The organism is Azohydromonas aeria, from assembly GCF_009760915.1.
Lineage (GTDB): Bacteria > Pseudomonadota > Gammaproteobacteria > Burkholderiales > Burkholderiaceae_C > Azohydromonas > Azohydromonas aeria.
The window spans coordinates 18,892-41,418 of record NZ_VIDQ01000051.1 but is presented as its reverse complement, the minus strand read 5'-3'; the positions used below and the strand labels follow the sequence as shown (position 1 = coordinate 41,418).

At 70.8% G+C, this 22,527-nt stretch carries 21 protein-coding genes; 15 read left to right on the top strand and 6 right to left on the bottom strand.

Features of this window, described 5'->3' with window-relative positions:
• Positions 1-81 precede the first annotated feature (81 nt).
• The 4 genes from FJ694_RS24360 to flhD all read right to left on the bottom strand — a co-directional run bounded on the left by FJ694_RS24360 (position 82) and on the right by flhD (position 3,638).
• On the bottom strand, positions 82-1,269 hold the full coding sequence (locus FJ694_RS24360; protein WP_157269917.1) for an HD-GYP domain-containing protein: 1,188 nt from the start codon (positions 1,267-1,269) through the stop codon (positions 82-84).
• Between the two features lie 101 nt (positions 1,270-1,370).
• Positions 1,371-2,555, bottom strand: a complete 1,185-nt coding sequence (locus FJ694_RS24355; RefSeq protein WP_157269916.1) for an HD-GYP domain-containing protein — start codon at positions 2,553-2,555, stop codon at positions 1,371-1,373.
• 156 nt (positions 2,556-2,711) lie between these two features.
• Complete coding sequence (flhC, locus tag FJ694_RS24350) at positions 2,712-3,251, bottom strand: flagellar transcriptional regulator FlhC (RefSeq protein ID WP_157269915.1); 540 nt, start codon at positions 3,249-3,251, stop codon at positions 2,712-2,714.
• A gap of 63 nt (positions 3,252-3,314) precedes the next feature.
• Complete coding sequence (gene flhD / locus FJ694_RS24345; protein ID WP_157269914.1) at positions 3,315-3,638, bottom strand: flagellar transcriptional regulator FlhD; 324 nt, start codon at positions 3,636-3,638, stop codon at positions 3,315-3,317.
• 395 nt (positions 3,639-4,033) lie between these two features.
• Here flhD and FJ694_RS24340 point away from each other — a divergent pair, with 395 nt between their 5' ends.
• The 6 genes from FJ694_RS24340 (at position 4,034) to FJ694_RS24315 (ending at position 9,232) form a co-directional block, all read left to right on the top strand.
• A complete protein-coding gene (locus FJ694_RS24340; protein WP_157269913.1) occupies positions 4,034-4,897 on the top strand; it encodes a flagellin domain-containing protein in 864 nt (287 codons plus the stop codon).
• A 225-nt stretch (positions 4,898-5,122) separates the two neighbouring features.
• The gene (locus FJ694_RS24335) at positions 5,123-5,989 is read left to right on the top strand and encodes a flagellin N-terminal helical domain-containing protein (RefSeq protein WP_157269912.1); all 867 of its coding nucleotides are present in this window, start codon (positions 5,123-5,125) and stop codon (positions 5,987-5,989) included.
• 147 nt (positions 5,990-6,136) lie between these two features.
• Positions 6,137-7,555: a flagellar filament capping protein FliD gene (gene fliD / locus FJ694_RS24330; RefSeq protein WP_157269911.1), complete on the top strand. Its 1,419-nt coding sequence runs from the start codon at positions 6,137-6,139 to the stop codon at positions 7,553-7,555.
• 95 nt (positions 7,556-7,650) lie between these two features.
• On the top strand, positions 7,651-8,085 hold the full coding sequence (gene fliS, locus FJ694_RS24325; protein WP_157269910.1) for a flagellar export chaperone FliS: 435 nt from the start codon (positions 7,651-7,653) through the stop codon (positions 8,083-8,085).
• 83 nt (positions 8,086-8,168) lie between these two features.
• A complete protein-coding gene (locus FJ694_RS24320; RefSeq protein ID WP_157269909.1) occupies positions 8,169-8,453 on the top strand; it encodes a flagellar protein FliT in 285 nt (94 codons plus the stop codon).
• Positions 8,454-8,461: 8 nt separating this feature from the next.
• Entirely contained in the window at positions 8,462-9,232 is a 771-nt protein-coding gene (locus FJ694_RS24315) for a flagellar regulator YcgR PilZN domain-containing protein (protein WP_157269908.1), read from the top strand.
• Positions 9,233-9,263: 31 nt separating this feature from the next.
• On the opposite strand, the gene FJ694_RS24310 is transcribed toward FJ694_RS24315, so the two are convergent.
• Positions 9,264-9,956 (bottom strand): hypothetical protein, encoded by a 693-nt coding sequence (locus FJ694_RS24310; protein WP_157269907.1) that lies wholly within the window; start codon positions 9,954-9,956, stop codon positions 9,264-9,266.
• A gap of 224 nt (positions 9,957-10,180) precedes the next feature.
• Between FJ694_RS24310 and FJ694_RS24305 the strand changes: the two genes are divergently transcribed.
• The 8 genes from FJ694_RS24305 (at position 10,181) to FJ694_RS24270 (ending at position 19,915) form a co-directional block, all read left to right on the top strand.
• Positions 10,181-10,885, top strand: a complete 705-nt coding sequence (locus tag FJ694_RS24305; protein ID WP_157269906.1) for a hypothetical protein — start codon at positions 10,181-10,183, stop codon at positions 10,883-10,885.
• Between the two features lie 93 nt (positions 10,886-10,978).
• On the top strand, positions 10,979-11,455 hold the full coding sequence (locus FJ694_RS24300; RefSeq protein WP_157269905.1) for a hypothetical protein: 477 nt from the start codon (positions 10,979-10,981) through the stop codon (positions 11,453-11,455).
• 122 nt (positions 11,456-11,577) lie between these two features.
• Positions 11,578-13,434: an O-linked N-acetylglucosamine transferase, SPINDLY family protein gene (locus tag FJ694_RS24295; protein WP_157269904.1), complete on the top strand. Its 1,857-nt coding sequence runs from the start codon at positions 11,578-11,580 to the stop codon at positions 13,432-13,434.
• Between the two features lie 21 nt (positions 13,435-13,455).
• A complete protein-coding gene (locus FJ694_RS24290; protein ID WP_157269903.1) occupies positions 13,456-15,675 on the top strand; it encodes a type I secretion system permease/ATPase in 2,220 nt (739 codons plus the stop codon).
• 19 nt (positions 15,676-15,694) lie between these two features.
• Entirely contained in the window at positions 15,695-16,909 is a 1,215-nt protein-coding gene (locus tag FJ694_RS24285; protein ID WP_157269902.1) for a beta-barrel domain-containing protein, read from the top strand.
• Between the two features lie 10 nt (positions 16,910-16,919).
• On the top strand, positions 16,920-18,308 hold the full coding sequence (locus FJ694_RS24280; protein WP_157269901.1) for a TolC family protein: 1,389 nt from the start codon (positions 16,920-16,922) through the stop codon (positions 18,306-18,308).
• Positions 18,309-18,402: 94 nt separating this feature from the next.
• Positions 18,403-19,221, top strand: a complete 819-nt coding sequence (locus FJ694_RS24275; protein ID WP_157269900.1) for a glycosyltransferase family 2 protein — start codon at positions 18,403-18,405, stop codon at positions 19,219-19,221.
• A 22-nt stretch (positions 19,222-19,243) separates the two neighbouring features.
• Positions 19,244-19,915: a class I SAM-dependent methyltransferase gene (locus FJ694_RS24270; RefSeq protein WP_157269899.1), complete on the top strand. Its 672-nt coding sequence runs from the start codon at positions 19,244-19,246 to the stop codon at positions 19,913-19,915.
• Positions 19,916-19,999: 84 nt separating this feature from the next.
• Here the strand turns inward: FJ694_RS24270 and FJ694_RS36785 are convergent, their stop codons facing one another.
• Positions 20,000-21,586, bottom strand: a complete 1,587-nt coding sequence (locus FJ694_RS36785) for a methyltransferase domain-containing protein (protein WP_198320970.1) — start codon at positions 21,584-21,586, stop codon at positions 20,000-20,002.
• A 256-nt stretch (positions 21,587-21,842) separates the two neighbouring features.
• Between FJ694_RS36785 and FJ694_RS24260 the strand changes: the two genes are divergently transcribed.
• A complete protein-coding gene (locus tag FJ694_RS24260) occupies positions 21,843-22,442 on the top strand; it encodes a class I SAM-dependent methyltransferase (RefSeq protein ID WP_157269898.1) in 600 nt (199 codons plus the stop codon).
• The last annotated feature ends 85 nt before the right edge of the window (positions 22,443-22,527 follow it).

Here is a 22,527-nt window from a genome sequence, read left to right as displayed (position 1 = left end):
AAGCGTGAGAAAAGTCGCATCCGGGCGGCATCATCCGGCGCGCGCACGCCCGGCCCGGCCCGCCGCCGCCCGCGCCGCCCCTCATGGCCGCCGCGACGGGACCAGCAACGCCAGCAGCCGCTCGTGGTCCGGCCGTCCGGGCACGGCCGCGGGTTCGAGCGCGGCCTTCACGGCGAATTCCGGCTGCGCCGTGTCGCGCAGCTGCGGCGCGCGCAGCGCCTGCCCCGCGGCATCGGCAAAGGCGCCCACGCGCGGCGTGTTGGCGCGGCTGCCACGCGCCAGCACCATCGCCACCTCGCCGCTGGCCAACCGCACGAAGCTGCCCGGCGGGTACAGGCCCACCGCCTGCAGCAGCACCGCGCCGATCGCGTCGGGCTGCCCGCCCGGACCCAGGCAGGCCTCGCGCACGGCACGCAGCCCGCTCAGCGGCGCACGCTGCCCGCGCCGGCTGAGCTTGGCGCCGAACAGGTCCACCCGGCGCAGCAACTGCGCCGCCTGCTGCGCCGCCTGCTGCGCCGGCGTGAGCGCGGCCAGCGGCTGCGCGCCCGCCGCCGCGTCGTGGTGCAGCAGCACCGAGCCCAGCCACAGCGGGTCGGCCACGCCCGCGGCCGCCAGCAGCCGCGCGCCTTCACGCGGGTGCTGCGCCACCTGCTGGCGCAGCCCGGCGCTCAGGCCCGAGTCGCGCTGCGCCAGCATGTCCTGCAACGGCCGCATGGCCACGTTCATCGTCAGCGCCGCGCCTTCGAGCGCCTGCACCTGCTCCTCGCTCCAGTTCAGCGCGCGTGCGCAGGCACCGGCCAGGAGCATGCAGCGCAGCGCCTGGTGGCAGCTGTAGTGGTTGGTGTGCATGCCGCCGGCATGGATGAAATGGCCGATGGAGCCGTCCGGGGCAAGCTCCGCCACGTGGCGCGCGCGCAGCCGCACCGAGTGCAGCGCGCGCAGCCAGGCGCCGTCGGGCTGCGGCTCGCGCAGCGCCGACTCCAGCGCCATCACGAGCATGGTCCACTCCTGCGCCAGGCTCAGCCGGCGCGTGGGCAGGTGCAGCTCCTGCGGCGCGTCGGGCCTGGGTGCGCCGCCTTCCACCTCGGCGCGCCACGCCCGGTACTGCACCACGTTGGCGTGCGGCTCCCAGCGCAGCAGTTGCGACAGCGTGGCTGCGTCCACGCCATGGCCGGCCGACAGCAGCAGCCGGCCGCGGGCGTCGAAGACGTCAAAAGGCAGCGCCCGTTGAGGTTCCAGGTAGTGCGAGGGCAGGCGGATGAGGTTCACGGCGGGTCCACGGCCTGGTCGAGCCGTTACCGATACTTACCTGATCCGGTCGCAGCGGATTTGTCCTGAATCAAGACGCCGCGCCGCCGGGCATGGCGCCTTCAGCGCAGCAGGGCCAGCAGCTGCTCGTGGTCGGGCCGCTCGGGCACCTGTGCGGCATCGAGCGCCGCCTTCACGGCGAAGGCCGGCTGCGCCGTGTCGCGCAGCCGCGGCAGCGCGAGCAGCGCGCCGTCGGCGCCGGTGAAGGCTCCCACGCGCGGCGCGTTGACGCGGCTGCCGCGCGCCAGCACCAGCGCCGCCTCGCCGCTGGCCAGGCGCACGAAGCTGCCCGGCGGGTACAGGCCCACCGCCTGCAGCAGCGCCGCGCCGATGGCGTCGGACTGCCCGTCCGGCCCCAGGCAGGTTTCGCGCACGGCGCGCAATCCGCTCAGCGGCGCGCGCCGGCCGCGCCGGCTGAGCTTGGCGCCGAAGATGTCCACCCGGCGCAGCAGCTGCGCCGCCTGCTGCGCCGGCGTGAGCCCGGCCGGCGGCAGCGCGCCCACCGCCGCGTCGTGGTGCAGCAGCACCGCGCCCAGCCACACCGGGTCGGCCACGCCCGCGGCCGCCAGCAGCTTCGCGGCCTCGCGCGGATGCTGCGCCACCTGCCAGCGCAGACCCGCGCTCAGGCCCGCGTCGCGCTGCGCCAGCATGTCCTGCAACGGGCGCAGCGCCACGTTCATGGTCAGCGCCGCGCATTCCAGCGAGGCCACCTGGGCCTCGCTCCAGCCCAGCGCGCGCGCGCAGGCTCCGGCCACCACCATGCTGCGCAGCGCCTGGTGACAGCTGTAGAGATGGGTGGTCGTGCCGCCGACGTGCACGAGATGGCACGTGGAGGCGTCGGGCAGCGCCTCGGCCAGGCGGCGCGCGCGCTGGCGCACCGCCAGCGCCTCGCGTACCCAGGCGCCGTCGGGCTGCGGCTCGCGCAGCGCCGACTCCAGGGCCAGCACCAGCAGCATCCACTGCTGGCTCAGGTTCAGGCGCCGCGCGCGCTGGCGCAGCTCGTCCTCGTCGAACTCCTCGGGTTCGTCGCCGCCCTGGCGCGCTACGGCCCGGTTGGCCAGTTCGCGGCGCCAGGCCTGGCTCAGCGTCGCGTCGGCATACAGCGCCCAGCGCGAGAGCTGCTGCCGCGTCTGCGCGTCGATGGGCTGCCCCGCGGCCAGCAGCAAGTGGCCCTGGACGTTGAAGACGTCGAAGGGCAACGAGGGGTGCGAGAGCACGAACTGGATGGGAAAGGGAGCGAGCTTCACGGCAGGACACGGCGCGGGCTGCGCCGTGCCGGCCCGCTGCCGGCCTTATCGGCGGCGCAGGCACCGCCCTTGAGGAAAATCGGTGCGCCGCCCCCGCGGTGCCCGCATTGCGGCACCCGCGAGCCGTGGCCCCACGGGGCTGCAGCCCCGGCGCCGTCAATGCATCGACAGGCTGCCCGCGGCCTTGCCCTTGCCCGCGCGCGCCGGCGGGTTGCACAGCCCGCACACGTAATGCTTGGCGATCTCGTGCGGGTGCGTCACGAAGTGCCCGCCGCAGCGGCTGCACTTGGTCATGGCCAGCATGCCGTTGTCCATGAACTTCACCAGGCGCCACGCGCGCGTGACCGACAGCAGCGGCTCCAGCTGCTGCGCACCGGTGTGCTCCAGGTACAGCTGGTAGGCCTTGATGATGATGTCGATGTCCTCCAGCGCCGCGCTCTTGTTGAGGTACTCGTGGATGTTGAGGAACAGGCTGGCGTGGATGTTGGGCTGCCAGGTCATGAACCAGTCCGTCGAGAACGGCAGCTGCCCCTTGCTCGGGCTCTTGCCCGAGACTTCCTTGTACAGCCGCAGCAGCCGCTCGTAGCTGAGGTCCGTCTCGCTCTCGAGCACCTGCAGCCGCGCGCCCAGGTTGATCAGCGTGACGGCGCGCTCGATCTGGCGGGCTTCGGACAGGATGCTCTTGTTGCGGGCCATGGTTCAGCTTCTTCCGGAGGAAAGGCGGGGTCGGGGTTCGTCGGATCGGCGGCAGCGGCCGGATCAGGCCGCTTCCTGGTGGCGCCCGGCCATCAGGATCGAGGCATGCAGCCGGTTGACGCCGTCGTTGGCGGCGCCGCGGCCATGGTTGGTCAGCAGGTTCCACACCAGCTCGTCGTCCATGCGGAAGCGGCACAGCAGCGTGCTGCCCGAGGCGATCTTGAGCATCTGCGCCGGCGTCAGCGCCGCGATCAGGCCCGCGGTCTCGTCGGAGACGCCCAACCGGTACAGCGCCTGCTCGCGGTCGCCGCGGATCAGGCTCTGCGCGAGCATCAGGTACGACAGGTTGGCTTCCCGGATTTCGGCAAGGATCTGTTCGGTGTTCATGGGCGGTCTCCGGTAGGAAGGTGGGCGCGTTCTCAGCGTGTAGCGAACTGTAGAGCCGGAAATAAAGCGGCAATATCGGTCCATCTCCGTGCCTGGAGTCCTTTTTCTTCCAGGGCCCGTGTAAGGCTTTTTCCTACAGGCCTGTCCCCGCGCCGGGCCCGCACGAGGGCCTCAAGTCCGCCGCGCAGGCTCCGATAACGGGTTGGAAAGCCCGGGCCTCGGTCGCCTGAAATGGCCGAAAAAAGCCCCGCATTTTTCTGTTGACATGGCCTCAAGTTCTCCGGAGGCCGCGCCGATACACCAAGCAACGGATCACACAACGGTTCGTCAAAACCGACAGCAGTGGCCGCAACGCCGGCGTCTGCCGGGCTATCCACTAGACACGGAGTTCCATCATGAGCATGTCTGTCAACACCAACATCGCGTCGATCAACGCGCAGCGCAACCTCAGCACCAGCCAGAGCGCGCAATCCACCGCCATGCAGCGCCTGTCCAGCGGCCTGCGCGTCAACAGCGCCAAGGACGACGCTGCCGGCCTGGCCATCGCCGAGCGCATGAATGCCCAGGTGCGCGGCATGAACGTGGCAGTGCGCAACTCCAACGACGGCATCTCCCTGGCGCAGACCGCCGAAGGCGCGCTGGGTCGCGTCGGCGACGCGCTGCAGCGCATGCGCGAACTCGCCGTGCAGGCCTCCAACGACACCAACAGCAACTCCGACAAGGACTCGCTGGACAAGGAATTCGGCGAGCTGGCCAAGGAAATCCAGCGCGTCATGGGCGGCACGACCTTCAACGGCAAGAACATCCTGGGCGCCGATGCCGGTGCGCTGCAGTTCCAGATCGGCGCCAACACCACCAGCGACGACTCCATCACCGTCACGACCACGGACATGACCGCTGATGCCACGATCACCGCCGTGGCCGGCACCGACAACACCGGCGCGGGCCGTGCCGTCATCGACAACACCGCCAACGCCGCGGCCATCAGCACCGTCATCGACAACATCGACGCGGCCATCGACACCGTCAACACGCAGCGCGGCCTCATGGGTGCCACGCAGGTGCGCTTCGACTCCGTGATCTCCAACCTGCAGACCTCGGTGGAGAACCAGTCGGCTGCCAAGAGCCGCATCATGGACACCGACTTCGCCGCGGAAACCGCCAACCTCTCGCGCGCGCAGATCCTGCAGCAGGCCGGTACCGCCATGCTCGCCCAGGCCAACCAGATGCCCCAGCAGGTCGTCAAGCTCCTGCAGTAAGCACTGGCTCGGCAACAGCGGCAGCGCCCAGGGCGCGACCGCTGCTGCACCCCCGAAGGCCGCCCTCCCCGCCGGAGCGCGGCCTTTCTCTTTGCTGCCCGAACTGGGCCGGAAATACCCCGCTAGTCGCCGCATACGCAGCCGCCGCGACGCCCAAGAATCGGGGCCTCACGAACACCATCCCGCGCCCGGACTCCCCGCCGGCGCCCGAACCGGAGAGCCGCGATGTCACAGGTCATCAACACCAACCTTGCTTCGCTCAACGCGCAGCACAACCTCAACAACAGCCAGAGCGCCCAGGCCACCGCCATGCAGCGCCTGTCCAGCGGCCTGCGCGTCAACAGCGCCAAGGACGACGCTGCCGGCCTGGCCATCGCCGAGCGCATGAGCGCGCAGGTGCGCGGCATGAACGTGGCCATGCGCAACTCCAACGACGGCATCTCCCTGGCGCAGACCGCCGAAGGCGCGCTGGGCCGCGTCAGCGACGCGCTGCAGCGCATGCGCGAACTCGCCGTGCAGGCCTCCAACGACACCAACAGCAACTCCGACAAGGACTCGCTGGACAAGGAATTCGGCGAGCTGGCCAAGGAAGTGCAGCGCGTGCTCGGCGGCACGACCTTCAACGGCAAGAACATCCTGGGTGCCGATGCCGGCGCGATGCAGTTCCAGATCGGCGCCAACACCACCAGCGACGACTCCATCACCGTCACGACCACGGACCTGACCGCTGACGCCACGATGACCGCCGTGGCCGGCACCGACAACACCGGCGCGGGCCGTGCCGTCATCGACAACACCGCCAACGCCGCGGCCATCAGCACCGTCATCGACAACATCGACGCGGCCATCGACACCGTCAACACGCAGCGCGGCCTCATGGGTGCCACGCAGGTGCGCTTCGACTCCGTGATCTCCAACCTGCAGACCTCGGTGGAGAACCAGTCGGCTGCCAAGAGCCGCATCATGGACACCGACTTCGCCGCGGAAACCGCCAACCTCTCGCGCGCGCAGATCCTGCAGCAGGCCGGTACCGCCATGCTCGCCCAGGCCAACCAGATGCCCCAGCAGGTGGCAAAGCTGCTGCAGGGCTGAGGCAGCGGCGCCCGTCGCGGGCGCCGGACGGGAGGGAGACCGAATGCGCGCCCGCGCCGCCGGCGTGCCCGCGCGCGCACATTCGACCCTCAAGTTCCGCGCCGCCGTGCCGATTTGCCAGTGAACTTCCATTAAAGGACAGCGAGCATGAGCGGCACCGTCTCCTCGCTTGGCATCGGCAGCGGCCTCGATGCCGGCAGCATCGTTTCCCAGCTGGTGAGCCTGGAGCGCCAGCCCATTGCCAACCTGCAAAAGGCGGCCTCGTCGATCCAGACGCAGATCTCCGCCTACGGCAAGGTCCAGAGCCTGGTGTCGGACCTGCGCGACAAGGCCGCCGCCCTGGCCGGCCCGACGCTGTGGAAGCAGGGCACGGCCACCGCCTCTGACCCCAGCGTGCTCACGGCCAGCTCCAGCGGCGCCGTCGCTTCGGGAGAGTACTCGGTGACGGTGCAGCAGATCGCCTATTCGCAGACGCTGTACTCGCGTGCCATCGCCACCTCCGCCTCAATGGGCGCGGGCACGCTCTCGATCCAGCTGGTGCAGGACTACGGCCCCCCGCCCGTGGCCAAGTCCGGCTCCGCGGCCATGAACATGAGCTTCGAGGCCGGCGCCACGCTGGAGGCGGTGCGCGACAAGATCAACGCTTCCGGCGCCGGCGTCACCGCCTCGGTGGTAAGGAACCCCGATGGCACCTCCCGCCTGGCGCTGAGCGCCAAGTCCACCGGGCTCAACGACCAGATCATGGTCACCGGCACCGACGGCATGGCCGACTTCAGCTACGCCGCCGGCCTGAGCGGCGGCCCCGAGATGACGCAGGGCCAGGCCGCGCAGAACGCCAGGTTCACCATCAACGGCGTGGAGTCCGAGTCCACCACCAACCAGGTCACGGGCGCGCTCGACGGCCTGTCGCTGACGCTCAACAAGACCAGCGACACGCCGGTGAAGGTGTCGGTGGCCAACGACGCCGAAGCGCAGCTCAAGGCCATGCAGGACTTCATGGGTGCCTACAACGCCCTGAACTCCTACCTGGTGACGCAGACCAGGTACAACGCCAGCACCAAGACCGCCGCCACGCTGCAGGGCGACAGCGCCGCCATCAGCCTGCGCAGCCAGCTGCGCGGCCTCTTCAACGCCAGCAACGGCGCCGCCGGCGTGTTCTCCAGCCTGCGCGCCGTGGGCTTCGACACCAGCAGCGACGGCACCCTCAAGCTCGACACGGCCAAGGCCAAGACGGCGCTGCAGCAGCCTGACGAGGTGCGCAAGCTCTTCGCCAGCACCGACACCGCGACGGCGAGCAACGACGGCCTGGCGGTGCGATTCCGCGAGCTGGCCGACCGGCTCAACGGCACCGACGGCCTGGTGACCAGCCGCACCGAGGGCCTGCAGACCAAGCTCAAGCGCAACCAGACCGACCAGGAAAAGCTCGAAGCGCGCGTGGCCAACACCAAGGCGCGGCTGGAGAAGCAGTATCAGGCGCTGGACGCCAACATGAGCAAGCTCAACAGCCTGTCGTCGTACGTGACCGCGCAGATGAAGGCGCTGGGCACTTCATCCTCCGACACCTGAAGAAAAACCTGCGCACGCAACCACTCGGCACTCAAGCGCCAGCCGCGGGAGGCCGATAAGAACACCCAGGCACAACACCGATCAGCCCACCCGCCATGTATTCCGCTTCTCCCTTCGCCCCCCGCCGCGCTCCCGGCGCCGTCCTGGCCCAGTCCTACCACCAGGTGGGCGTGCACACCGGCGTGGCCGGCGCCTCGCCGCACCGGCTCGTGGCCATGCTCTTCGACGGGCTGCTGGGCGCCATCGCGCAGGCGCAGGGCGCCATCGCGCAGGGCGACGTGGCGGGCAAGTGCAACGCCATCGGCCGCGCCGCGCGCATCGTCGACGAGGGCCTCAAGAGCGCCCTCGACCTCAGGCAGGGCGGCCAGCTCGCCGCCGACCTCGACAGCCTCTACGGCTACGTGTCGATGCGGCTGACGCAGGCCAACCTGCACGCCAGCGCCGAGATGCTCGACGAGTGCAAGCGCCTCATCGAGCCGCTGCGCGAGGCCTGGGAAGCCATCGGCCCGAAGGTGGACGGCGCGCGCTGACGCGCCTCGCCCGTCCGCCGCACGCCACGCCGCACCACCGCCTGCCCTTTCCCGCTCTCCTGCCCGAAGCGACCGCGCCCGCCATGGACACCCCGCTGCTGAGCTACTACGAAGCCATCGAACAGGCCAGCGCCGACATGCTGTCGGCCGCGCAGCGCGGCGACTGGGACCAGGTGATGCGGCTCGAAGGCGCCTGCGGGGTGCTGATCTCCGCGCTCAACCAGGCCGCGCGCAGCAAGGCACTGGCGCCGCAACAGGCGCGCGACAAGGCCCGCATCCTGCAGCGCATCCTGCTCAACGACGCGCGCATCCGCAGCCTGGCCGGGCCCCTGCCTGCCGGCTTCGACGAGCCGCGCACGCTGCATTGAACCCGGCCATGCCGACCGGCGCCGACGCCCTCGCCGACGAGGCGCGCCGGCCGGCCTGCACGGCACTGCCGCCGCCCGAAGACGCCGAGGTGCGGCAGCTGCGCACGCCGCTGGACATCGCCTCGCTGCTGCGGCGCCTCATTGCCGAGGGCACGCCGCTGCACCTGAGCACCCCTGAAGGCGCGCTGCTGGGCACGCGGCTGCTGGCGCACGACGGCGTGCGCCGGCGCATCGGCTTCGAAGTCGCCGACGCCGCCGCGCCGCAACTGCAGGCGCTGCTGGCCGGCGCCGAGGCGCTGGCCACCGCCTACCTGGACGGCGTGCAGTTGCAGTTCGAGCTGCACGACCTGCTGCTGGCGCACGGTGCCGCGGGCAGCTCGCTGCAGGCGGCGCTGCCGGCATGCGTGCTGCGCATCAGCCGCCGCCGCAGCCGCCGCGTGCGCCCCGCGGGCGCGCCCACCGCGCACCTGCGCTGCCCGGACGACCCCGGCACGGCGCTGTCGCTGCAGGTGCTCGACGTGAGCCTGGGCGGCTGCGCGCTGCTGCTGCCCCACGGCCAGCCACCGCTGCTGCACCCGGGCCAGACCGTGCCCCACGCCTGGCTGGAGCTCGACATCGACACGCGGCTGCAGTTCACGCTGGAGCTGCTGCACGTCACCTTCATGAGCACCGACGCCGCCGGGCTGCGCCTGGGCTGCCGCTTCGCCGACGCCCAGCCGCAGGCGCTGCAGCGGCTGGAAAAGTACCTGTGGCGGGCGCAGGGCAAGCGCTCGGGCTGAGCCGCCCGGACCCCGACGCCCGCCGCCGCGCTTACGCGCCCCCGAACGCCCGCTCCAGCGCAATCCGCCGCGCCGGCGCGGCCAGGCCCACGTCGTCGACCGACGCGTAGACCCTCAGCTCGCCCTCCTCCACGGCCATGGCCGGCGCGGTCCACAGCTCGTCGTCGTGCGGGACTTCGAAGTGCGCGGCGCGGCGCTGCGCATCCCACACCAGCAGCCCGCGCACGCTGCCCAGCCACAGCCCTTCCGCCGGGTCGTCCAGCGGGTGGTCGAAGAGCCCGCCCACGCCGATCGCCCACCAGCGCCCGGCGCTCCAGCCGGTGAGGTGCGGATCGGCCAGCGGGCAGCCGTCCTCGGCGCGCGGCACGGGCAGCTCCACGCCGTCCACCCAGGCACGCGTGCCGAAATCCTCGATCCAGGACACGCACACGGCGCGGTGCCGGGCGGCGCGCGCGTCGTCGCCGCAGAACTCGACCGTGCTGAGCCAGCCCTGGTCCGAAAGCCTGCCGCGCAGCGGCGAGCGCCCGGGCTCGAAGCGGAAGCCCACGTACATGCAGTCCTTCACCGAGGCCTCGGCCAGCAGCCGCGCCCAGCCCTCGGCAAAGCGCTCGCGCCAGCCCGGGCCCTGGCGCCGGCCGGGGTCCAGCAGCCAGTCCTCCAGCGCCTGGGCCCGTGGCGACACCTCGGCGTGCACCTCGCTCCAGGGAGGCAGGCGATGCGGCATCGGGACGCTCCTTTCACAGGCGGCTGCGGTTGATCATGCTGGCACAGGCATTGTCAACGCCCGGCCGGTCCGTGAGGCTTGCACCGACCGCGGCGGTGTCCCCCACACCAGCATTGAATCTTTCATGCCGCCGGCAAAGTTGGTTACACCGGCGTTGTCCGCCGGGCAGGCAGACGCCTCGTCGGGCAGGACCTGATCCCCCAAATCTTCTTCTGGAGGTTCCCATGCGTGCCTTGGTCGGAATCAGCGACAGCGTCACTGCCAACTTCATCGCGAAAACCGTGCTTCTCCTGGTGGCCTTGATAGCGCTTCTGGCTTTCGTTGCGCATGGATTGATCGAGAAGCCATCGGACAAGACAGCCAACCATCTGGGCCTTCGGCTCGCGGAATTCCTGGTCCAGTTGATTGTCATCGTGGTCTCCGGCGGTGTTTTCATGCATCGATATGGACGATTGCAGAACCGCAAGAACGCCATCAATGAATTCCGGCGGGCAACCTTGAAAAACCTGATAGAAATCTATTCCAAAACGAAGATGGCACGTCGCCAGCTGAAGGCATCCGTTGTGGTGAAGGATGGCTCGGAATTCATTTCCCATGCCGCATATGAGAAATACATGATCGCCGTCAATGAAATGCAGCTCGCCCTCGAAGTCGTCAACCGGGAACTCGCCATATTCAACGACGTCATCGACGACAACCAGGGCCTGACGGGCCAGGTAAGAACCATGGAAAAGTATCTCGACAAGCTGGTGAATGAGTACGAGGACGCCGGCCTGAGGGATCAGAACCTGGACCCCATTCCCCTGCAAAGCCTGCCGTGCCTGAATGCCTTCATCGGGCGCAGTCCTTTGAAGAATTTCGAAATTTTTTCCGAGGCAGCCCGATGCGCCCTTGAAATTTTTCAGAAGGAGCGCGTGAAACTGGCCTGAGCCTCGCCCCATGGCGTTGGCACCACAGTCATGGCGCCTTTCTCGGCGCCATTTTCCCCTTGGAAATTACTTCAAACCTTCAGCAGGACAAAGATGATGACGCGCACCATGCCCAAAAAGCGCTGGGGATCTTCGGTTCCACCTGCCGACCGGAGGGATCAATTCAAGCTGATTTATGACTACATCAAGTTCCACATAGGTCTGTACCTGGCCACGCCTGCCGCCCTGGCACTCATCGCGGACGGCTTGAACCTGAAGCGCAATCCTGTCTTCGTGGCAGCGCTGCTCGCGGCACTGCTGCTTTTCCTGCTGGCGGGCATCAATGCCGCGCTGTTCATGTCGCGCCATGTCAATGACCCCTGGCAGGACGATTACCTGGTCAATTTCGAACTGGAAGCCTTTTCCATGCGCCGCAGGTTCCTGCACCATGGGCTTTACTGGATCGGACTGCTCATCGGTATTGCCGGCCTGCTGACCGCCTGGGTCGCGGACTACAAGTGTCCAAGTTCCACGGCGGCGCTGTGCACGTGGATGCAGCAGCATGTCCAGCCCCTCAAGCCGGCCGGCTGACCGCGGCGCACGAGCCCGCGCCGTCGCCCGATCTGGCCCGCCTTCACCGGCCTGATGCAGCGATCGGGCGGGGCAGGCCTTTCCGACAATCGCGGCCGATGCTTCCCATTCTTCGGACGCCCATGCCTTCCCAGCCCCTCGACACGACGCCCGCTTCCGCCACCGTGCACGACGCTGCCGTGGAACGGATCCTGGCCCAGGCCCGCTCCGGGCGCATGCCGCTGGCCGAGCTGCTCGACAGCGCCGGCCGCCTGACCCAGCAGGGGCTGCCCGAGGCCTCGGCGGCGCTCTACGAGCACTGGATCACGCACACGGCCTCGCCGATGCGCCACGTGGCCTGCTTCAACTGGGGCGTGGTGCTGGGTGCGCTCGGCCGCAGCACCGACGCGGAACGCGCCTACCGCCAAGCCCTGGAGCTCGCTCCCGGCTTTTCACAGGCGCAGCTCAACCTGGGCCATCAGCTCGAACGCCAGGGCCATCACGAGGAGGCGCTGGCCCAGTGGGAGCCCGTGGCCGCGCTGCCCGGCACCGACGCCGCCACGCTGGAGTTGCGGCTGCACGCCCTCAACAACCTGGCGCGCGTGACGGAGCAGCTGCGCCGCTTTGACCAGGCCGAGGCCTGGCTGCGCCAGAGCCTTGCGCTCAATCCCGCCCAGTCCGGCCCTATCCAGCACTACGTGCACCTGCGCCAGAAGCAGTGCGCCTGGCCGGTGTACGAGCCCGTGGGCGCGGTCACGCACTACCAGCTGCTGGCGGGCACTTCGGCGCTGGCCATGCTCAGCGCCACCGACGATCCGGCGCTGCACATGGTGGCGGCGCAGCGCTTCGTGCTGGAGCGCGTGCCCAAGCTGCCGCCCACCCCGCTGCACGCCGCGCAGCCGCCGCGCAGCGGGCGCATCAGGATCGGCTACCTGTCGAGCGACCTGCACATGCACGCCGTGGGACTGCTCACGGCCGAGCTCTACGAACTGCACGACCGCAGCCGCTTCGAGGTGCACGCCTTCTGCTGGAGCAGCGAGGACGGCTCGGCACTGCGCGCGCGGCTCAAGGCCGGCTTCGACAAGCTCTGGCCCATCGCCGCGCTCTCCGACGAGGCCGCGGCACACCTCATCGCGCAGCAGGGCATCGACATCCTGGTGGACCTGCACGGGCTGACCAGCGGCGCGCGCCCGGCCATCCTGGCCCACCGGCCGGCACCGGTGCAGGTCAGCTACCTGGGATTCCCCGGCACCTGCGGGCTGCCGGGCGTGGACTGGGTCATCGCCGACCGCTACGTCATGCCGCCCGAGCTGCTGACCTACAGCAGCGAGCGGCCCATCTACATGCCCGACTGCTACCAGGTCAGCGACCGCAAGCGCGAGATCGGCCCGCGCCCGACCCGCGCCCAGTACGGGCTGCCCGAGGATGCCTTCGTCTACTGCGCCTTCAACAACAACTTCAAGTTCACCGAGGACGTGTTCCGCAGCTGGATGCGCGTGCTGCACGCCGTGCCGGGCAGCGTGCTGTGGCTGCTGGCGGACAACGAGTGGGCACAGGAGAACATGCGCCGCGCCGCAGACGCCGCCGGCGTGGCACGCGAGCGCCTGATCTTCGCGCCGCGCGTGGCGCCGCCCGACTACCTGGCGCGGCTGCAGCTGGCCGACCTGTTCCTGGACACCTTCCCCTACAACGGCGGCACCACCGCCAGCGACGTGCTGTGGATGGGCCTGCCGCTGCTCACGCTCTCCGGGCGCAGCTACATCTCGCGCATGGCCGGCAGCCTGCTCACGCACGTGGGCCTGCCGGACCTGATCACGACCACGCTGCCCGAGTACGAGCGCATGGCGATCCTGCTGGGCCGCACGCCCGCGCGCGTGGCCTCGTACCGGCGCTACCTCCAGGAGCACGGCCGCGCGTCAGTGCTCTTTGACACGCCGCGCTTCGTGCGCGCGCTCGAAACCGAGTTCGAGCGCCTGGCGCTGCAGCACCGCGCGGGCTGATTTCTCAGCAGAAAGCCCTCCATGTCCCACGATCCCGCCACTGCGACCGACCCGTTGCTGGCCGCGCTGCTGTGGCTGTGCCGCCACCACGGCCGCACGCACAGCGCCGCCTCGCTGCTGGCCGGCCAGCCCGTGGAGGGCCAGCTCGGCGCGCCACAGGCGCTGCGCGTGATGCAGGCCGCGGGCTTCAAGGCCGGCATCGTCGAGCGGCCCCTGGCGCAGCTCAGCGAGTTGCTGCTCCCGGCCGTGCTGATGCTGCACGAGCGCGGCGCCTGCATCGTGCAGCGCCGCCTCGACGACGGACGCTACGAGGTGACGGACCCGCTCACCGGCGCCACCACCACGCAGGACGAGGCCGCGCTGGCAGCGCGCCACAGCGGCTTCGCGCTGCTGGCCACGCCGCAAACCACGGGCACGGGCACGGGCACGGGCATCACGGCGCGCGGCGACGCTCCGCACTGGCTCTGGGGCACGCTGCGGCGTTTCCTGCCCTACTACCGCTCGGCGCTGCTGGCCGCCCTGCTGAGCAACGTGCTGACGCTGGCCATCGGGCTGGTGTCGGCGGTGACCTTCGACAAGGTCATCCCGACCCAGGCGTTCGTGACGATGTGGGCGCTGGCCGCCGTGAGCCTGGTGGCGCTGCTGTTCGACCTGGCCGCACGCCAGCTGCGCAGCCACCTCATCGACCTGGCCGGGAAGAAGGCCGACCTGCTGGTGGGCTCGGCGCTGTTCCGCCAGACGCTGGAAGTGCGCATGGAGCACCGCCCGGCCTCGGCAGGTGCCTGCGCGCACCAGATGGCGCAGATCGAGCTGGTGCGCGACTTCACCGCCTCGGCCACGCTCTCGGCGCTGTCGGACGTGCCCTTCGTGCTGTTGTTCACGGCCATGATCTTCGCCACTGCCGGTCCGCTGGGCTGGGTGATGGTGGCTGCCATCCCGCTGGTGCTGGGCACCGCAGCGCTGATGCAGGGTGCCTTGCGGCGCACCATGCGAGACAACCTGCGCCACCAGGCCGACCTGCATGCGCTGCAGGTCGAGGCGCTGGAGGGACTGGAAGACCTCAAGGCCGTCGGTGCTGCCGGCCGCTTCGTGCAGCGCCACGACCAGGCCACGGCTGCCGGCGCCGCAACGGCGCTGCGCTCGCGCCGCCTGGCCAGCTGGACCAACAACCTCAGCTCCGCAGCACAGCAGCTCGTGACGCTGGTGATGCTGGTGTGGGGCGTGCACCTCATCGCCGACGGCCAGCTCAGCGCCGGCGCGCTCATCGGCGGCATCATGTTCGCCGGGCGCGCCATCGCGCCGCTGTCGGGCGTGGTGTCGCTGGCCACGCGCTACCAGAGCGCGCGCGCGGCGCTGCAGTCGCTCGACCACCTGATGTCCTTGCCCACCGAGCGCAGCGCCGGCGCGCCGGCGCTGCCGCCCATGGCGCTGAGCGGGCGCATCGGACTGCGCGACGTGCAGTTCAGCTACCCGCCCAGCGGCGAGGCGCCGCCCCCGCAGGTGCTCAAGGGCGTGAACCTGCGCTTCGAGCCGGGCGAGCGCGTGGCGGTGCTGGGCCGCATCGGCAGCGGCAAGTCCACGGTGCTGCGCATCCTGGCCGGGCTGTACGAGCCGACCCAGGGACGCGTGGAGGTGGACGGCATCGACCTGCGCCAGCTGGACCATGCCGACTTCCGCCGCCAGGTGGGTTTCGTGTCGCAGGAGCCGCGGCTGTTCACCGGCACGCTGCGCGAGAACGTGGTGCTGGGCCGCCCCGGCATCGATGCCGCAGCGCTGACGGAGGTCGGGCGCCTGACCGGCCTCGACCGCTTGGTGGAGGGCCACCCGCAAGGCTGGGAACTGCAGGTTGGCGAGATGGGCGCGCTGCTCTCGGGCGGCCAGCGCCAGCTCGTGGCGCTGGCGCGCTGCCTGGTCACGCGCCCACGCATCCTGCTCATGGACGAGCCCACCAGCTCCATGGACGCGCAGTCCGAGGCAGCCTTCCTGCGCCAGCTCGGCGCCGCGGCCGGCGAGCGCACGCTGGTGATGGTCACGCACCGCCCGGCCGTGCTGGAGCTGGCGCAGCGCGTGGTCGTGATCGACGCCGGCCAGGTCCTGCTCGACGGACCCAAGGCACTGGTGCTGGCTGCGCTGGCCGGACACAAGCCCGGCGCCGCGGCCCCGGCCCCGTCTGCGCCTGGACCAGCGCCCACATCGACCCCAGCCGCCATGGCCCCCGCGGCACTGGCCGCCCGTGCCTAGAGAGACAGAGCTGTCGCGCATGGCCTCCCGAACCCCGATCAGCGCCGAAGAGGCGCAATACCTGTCCGAGCTGCGCGCCGCGCAGCACCTGGACGACCTGCCGCGCGGGCGCTGGGCGCTGGTACTCATCGGCGCGCTGATGGTGGCCTTCGTCGTGTGGGCCGCGCTGGCGCGGGTGGACCGCGTCACGCGCGCCGACGCGCGCGTGATCCCCGACGGCCGCGAGCAGCAGGTGGCCAGCCTCGAAGGCGGGCTGCTGGCGGAGCTGCTGGTGCGCGAAGGCCAGCAGGTGCGTGCCGGCGAGCCGCTGGCGCGCCTGGACCCCACGCGCTTCCAGGCCCAGCAGAACGAGGGCGAGGCCCGGCGCCAGGCGCTGCGCGCCACCATCGCCCGGCTGGAGGCCGAAGCCGCCGGCCGCGCGCCACGCTTTCCCGCGTCGCTGGGGCAGGAAACGGCGCTGCTGCGCGCCGAGACCGATGCCTTCCAGGCCCGGCGTCGCGCCCTCGACGATGCCCTGGCCGCCAACCGCCGCAGCGCCGAACTGCTGCAGCGCGAGCTCGACGTGGCGCAGCAGATGTCGTCGCAGGGGCTGCTGTCGGAAGTTGAAGTGATGCGGCTGCAGCGCCAGCTCAACGAGCAGCTGCTGCAGGGCCAGGAGCGCGCCAACCGCTTCCGCCAGGACGCCAGCACCGAGCTGCTGCGCGTGCGTTCGGAGCTGGCGCAGCTCGACGAGCAGCAGGGCGGCCGCGCCGACGTGCTGCGCCGCACGGTGCTGACCTCGCCCGTGGACGGGCTGGTGAAGAACATCCGCGTCAACACCGTGGGCGGCGTGGTCGGCCCCGGTGCGCCGGTGCTGGAGATCGTGCCCAGCAGCTCCCGGCTGCTGGTGGAAGCGCGCGTGAAGCCGGCGGAGATCGGCTTCCTGCGCACCGGCCAGGGCGCCGAGCTCAAGCTCAGCGCTTACGAGGTGGGCATCTACGGCGGGCTCAAGGGCCGCGTCGAGCACATCAGCCCCGACGTGCTGGGCGACCCCGAGCGCCCCGGCGCCGACGCCACGTACTACCGCGTGCTGGTGCGTACCGACGAGGCGGTGCTGCGCCCGGCGCATGGTGAGCCGCTACCCGTGATCCCCGGCATGACCGGCACGGTGGACATCCGCACCGGCGAGCGCTCGGTGCTGACCTTCCTGATGCGCCCGATGCTGCGCGCGCACGAGGCCTTCCAGGAACGTTGATCGCTGAGCCATGAAGTACCGGACACCGCCCCGGCTGCAGGCCTGGGGCCTGCGCGCGGCTGCCGCGCTGCTGGCGGCCGCGCTGGCAGGGCCAGCCGCCGCAGCCGACGCCTGCGGCACGGAAGAGGAACAGCCCGTGGAGCTGCTGCCCGCAGACGCGCAGGCCGCCGCAGCGGCCCGGCGCGAGCTGCAGGCCTTGCTGGCCCAGGCCGAGGCGCGCAGCGCCGCCGTGGGCGCGGCCCGGCTGCTGGCCGAGGCCGCGCAGAGCGACCTGGAAGAAGCCCGGGCCGCGCCGCTGCCGCGCGCCACGCTGAGCAGCAGCGCCCTGGCCAACGGCCAGCGCGTGGCCGGCTTGCAGCGCAACGGCAGCCAGGCCCGCGCCGACCTCAACGTCAGTGCACCCTTGTGGGACGCCGGCTACAGCGCCGCGCTGGCCGACTGGCGCGCGCGGCTGCTCGACGCTGCGCGCCTGGGCGAACTCGACACCCGCGAGCAGGTGGCGCTGCAGACCCTGTCCAGCGCGCTGGAGCAGCAGCGCTACGGGCTGCAGGCCCGGGTGTACGAGCGCTACACGGCGCGCATGGGCTGCCTGGTGGGCGCGCTGGAACAAATCGTGGCTGCCGACCGCGGCCGCGCCAGCGAGCTGCTGCAGGCCCGCAACACGCAACGCCAGGCCGAGCTGGCGCTGGCGCAGGCACGCTCACAGCAGCGCCAGGCCGAGATCCGGCTGCGCCGCTTCATCGGTGATGCATCGCTGCCCACGGCACCGCTGCAGCTGCTGCTGCAGCAGCCGCCGCCGTTGCAGCGCGCGCTCGACGAGGCCGCACGCGCCAGCGCCGTCGCACAACTCACGGCGCAGGCCGAGGCGCAGCGCGAGCTCACGCGCGCGCTGCGCGCGCAACGCCAGCCGCAGTGGAGCTGGAGCGTCGGCGGCACGCAGCTCGCGGGCAGCGGCGGCGCCTCCACGGTATGGAGCGGCGGCATCAGCGTGAGCGTGCCGCTGCTCGATCCGACGGCGCAGCCGGCCATCCGCGCCTCGGCGCAGCGCGGCGAAGCCGCGGTGGCGCAGCGCGACGAGGCGCTGTCGCAGCGCCTGGAACGCGTGGCCGGGCTGCACGAGCAGGCCGATGCGGCCTTCGAGCGCGCACTGCGCAGCGCCGAGGTGCTGCAGGTCAGCCAGCGGCTGCGCCAGGCCACGCGGCTGCAGTGGCAGCAGCTCGGCCGCCGCTCGCTCTTCGACGTGATCTCCACCGAGGGCGACTTCCACAACCTGCAGGTCACGCGCATCAATGCGCTGCTCGACGCTCAGCAGGCCACGGCGCTGCTGTGGTCGCTGGGCACGGGCGTGGCTGCGGGCGTGGAAGCCTCCGCACTGCCCGCGCCGCCGGCAGTGCGCTGAAAGCCCGAATTGCCGGCGCCGGGCCCCGACTTATCCGCCGACCGCCGCGCCACGATCCGCGTTCCACTGTGGCCATGCTCGCCAAACCGACGCCATGAACCTGGGCATCACCTCCATACAGCGCAACCGCGGTCCGTGGATCGTGGAGTGGCTGGCCTTCCACATGCTGGTGGGCTTCAACCGCTTCTACATCTACGCCCACAAGACCGATGACGGGATGACGCAGACGCTGCTCAAGCTGGCGCGCCACTACCCGATCGCCGTGCACGCCCTGGACACCGACGCGCAGCCCCAGCTCGCCGCCTACCGCCACGCCTGGGCCCAGTACGGCCAGGCGGTGGACTGGATGGCCTTCATCGACGGCGACGAGTTCCTGTTCTCGCCGGCACAGGAGCAGCTCGCGCAGGCGCTGGCCCCCTACCAGGACCAGCCACTGTCGGCCCTGGGCGCGTATTGGGTCTGCTACGGCGGCAACGGCCACGTCGAGGAGCCTGCCGGGCTGGTGATGCAGAACTACCCGCGCCACAGCGCGCCGGGTTTCCTGCCCAACCGCCACGTCAAGTCCCTCGTGCGCGGCGGCGAGCGCATCGACATCCAGGCCTCGCACGTCTTCGACACGCCGCGAGGCACCTTTGACGAACGGCTGCGCCCGTTGCGCCACGGCTTCGTGCCGGAACTCGCGCCGTCGTGCGAGGTGCTGCGCATCAACCACTACGCGGTGCAGAGCTGGGAATTCTTCAAGCAGACCAAGCAGAACATGGGCGCGGCCGACGGCAGCCCGGCGCTGGTGCGGCCCGACAGCTGGTACCGCCAGTACGACCGCAACGACTGTGACGACGGCGTCAGCCACAACTTCCTCATCCCGCTCAAGCTCAAGGTGCGCGAGCTGCAGGCCGCGCTGGCCGCCGCCTGACCCTTTCCACCCCCTCCCCCCCATGAAACAGACCCCCGCCCACCACGTCGTCAACCAGGAGCTGCTGGCCCTCATTCCCGACGGCGCGCAGCGCGTCGTGGAGATCGGCTGCATGCTCGGCGCCATGGCCCAGGCCTGGCGCGGCGCGCACCCGCGCGCCGAGTACGTCGGCGTGGACATCGACCCCGACTACGCGCGCGCCGCCGCCGAGCACTGCACGCAAGCCTTCGCCGGCGACGTGGAGCGGCTGGAGCCGGCCGTCTTCGACAGCCTCTTTCCCAGCGACTGCTGGATCTTCGGCGACTGCCTGGAACACCTGCGCGACCCCTGGACGCTGCTGCGGCGCATCCGCGAGCGCATCGACCCGCAAGGCTGCCTGCTGACCTGCATTCCCAATGCCCAGCACTGGAGCGTGCAGTGGCGCCTGGCCAGCGGCCAGTTCCGCTACGAGGACAATGGCCTGATGGACCGGACCCACATCCGCTGGTTCACCCGCATCACCATGCTGGAGATGTTCGCCGCCGCGGGCTGGAAGGTGGAGCAGGGCCTCACGCGCAACCTGCCGGCCTCGCCGCTGCAGGAAGGCGTGCTCGCCGGGATCCGCAGCATGGCGCAGGCCAGCGGCTTCGATCCCGAGACGGCCGTGCGCGACGCGCTGCCGTTCCAGTACGTCTTCAAGCTGGTGCCGGCCTGAGCACGAAAAAGCCGCCAAGCGCGCAGGCGCGGGCGGCTCCAAGGCAAGACAAACACCAGGGGCCCGCGGGCCCCTGGCGCGCTTTCAGCCCAGGTACAGCACGTCGTCGGCCTGCAGGCCGAGCTGCTGCAGGTGGCGCAGGCCGGCCTCGAAGTCGAAGGCCGGCGTGGACAGCGGCTGGAAGTGCTCGATGTGGCGCAGGCTCTCGCGCGAGAACACGAAGGTGCCCACCAGGTAGCGGCTGCTGATGTGGTAGGCCCTGGGCTGCAGCGCCAGCAGCGACTGCGCCGGGATGCCGATCTTGTGCTCCTCCAGGTCGCCCGGGTTCTGATGGGCCTGCGGCCAGAAGAACAGCGGTGTGCTCAGCACCAGGCGGCTGTGCTCGCCCAGCGACTCCAGCAGGCTCGCCAGCAGCGCGCGGGCCGCGGGCGCCTCCAGGTGCTCGATGACGTCGAACAGGCACAGCATGTCGTAGCGCTGCAGCTCCGCCGGCGGGATGCCGCTGGCCAGGCCATGCCAGACGTTGCGATAGAAGCGCTGCTCGAAGAGCGCGGTGTTGCAGCAGGCGTCGAAGAAGCCCTCCACGCCGTCCACCTGCCAGTGGGCCGAGACGGGACTGGTCTTGACCAGGCGGCCGAGGTCGCCCTGGCCGAAGCCGATGTCCAGCAGCGTCAGCACCTCGTCGCGCCGCGCCGGAAACACGTGCTGAACGATGCCCTTGAGGCCGACGGAGTTGCCGGTGAAGTTGTAGTCACCCGGCGGGATGGCGGCGACGAGCTCGTAGTCGCGCACCACCGGCTGGAAGGCGGCCTCGCGATCCAGCAGCGGCACGGCGGGGGGCGCGGGCACGGCCGCCGGCGCGTTGCGCAGGCTCTCGCGCACGTTGGCGAAGGCGCTCAGGTACTCGGGAAAGCGCTGCTCGCGCCAGGCCAGCTTGAGCGCGTCGCTGACGAAGGCATCCATCGGGTGCTCGCGCAGCTTCGACATCGACCAGCCAAAGCCGAATGGGTCATGCGCGACGCTGCGCCAGCGCGGCTGCGTGACCAGCAGCAGCGAGGCCATGCGCTCCTGCACGAACACCTTGCGCTGCGCGGCACCGCGGTAGGACGTGGGCTGGCACAGTGCCTGGCGCAGCACGCTCTCGGGGCCTTCGCACACGGCGAACAGTGCCTCGTTGAGCGCCAGCCACTCGCGCCAGAACGCGGGGCGCGCGACGAAGTAGTTGGAGAACACGACCTGGCGCGAGTCCATGACCAGCTCGCGCAGCGGCGCCGGCCGGCCGATGGCCTCCAGCAACGCCGTGCAGGCGTCGATCAGCCCGGGGTCGAAGGTTTCGCCCTGCTCGAAGACGTTGAGGAAGAAGGCGCCCATATCGGGCTGCGGCGAGAACAGCACCACGTCGGCGCGCGGCGCGGCTGCGGCAACGAAGTCGCGCACCTGCTGCGCCGTCAGGCTGGTCTTCTGACCGAACTTGGGCGAGAAGAAGCCGTAGAACGCGGCCTCGTCCAGCGGCTGCTCCAGCAGGAAGCGGCGGATGGGCCAGTACTCGAACCAGTCCGGGCGCGGATTGGCCAGATTGTCCAGCACGGCGAAGCCCGGCTCGACGGCCGCAAGCGTGGCCTCGGAGTAAGCGATCTGGAAGAGGTGGATGTCGGGTCGTACTGCGTCCATGGGCGGGTTCGGCGCGCGCCGTGGACCCGCGACGGCGGACCCGGCACGCAGGGCCTGAGTGTGGAGCGCAGTCTAGGAGTGGCGCGGCCACCCCGATGCCGCGAACAACGCCCGTGTGACGGGGCTGTTTCCACGCCGGCCACGGCGCGCGCCGCGCCGCGCCGGCCTGCAACAATCGCGCTTCCGGCCCCCTCACAGCGCCGCGCAGCGCAGTGCAGTGCGGCGCGCCGCATCCCTCGTTCGACGACCAACCGCGATGAAGACTTTCCTCCACGTGGGCTGCGGCCCCAAGCGCAAGCACCAGACCACCGCCGGCTTCGCGGGCGACGACTGGCGCGAGCTGCGCCTGGACATCGACGCCGCGGTGCAGCCCGACCTGGTCGGCACCATGACCGACATGTCGGCCGTGGCCACGGCGTCGGTGGACGCGGTCTATTCCAGCCACAACATCGAGCACCTGTACCCGCACGAGGTGCCGTTGGCGCTGGCGGAGTTCCGGCGGGTACTGCGCCCGGGCGGCTTTGTCGTGGTCACCTGCCCGGACCTGCAGTCGGTGTGCGCGCTGGTGGCCGAGGACAAGCTTGCCGAACCCGCGTACCGCTCCTCCGCCGGGCCGATCGCGCCGCTGGACATGCTCTATGGCCACCGCGCGGCCATGGCCACGGGCAACCTGTACATGGCGCACCGCTGCGGCTTCACGCGCAAGGTGCTGGGCGGCACGCTGCGCCAGGCCGGCTTCGGCGCCATCGCGCTGCGCCGCCGGCCCGCCGCCTTCGACCTCTGGGCACTGGCCTGCCTGGACCCGATGGACGAGGCTGCGCTGCAGGCGCTGGCCGGCGAGCACTTCCCACGCTGAGGCGACCCCGGCACAGGCCGGTGACAAAAAAAGGCGGCCCCTCCTGGGGCCGCCTTGCATTGCGGGGACCGCGACGCGCAGCTCC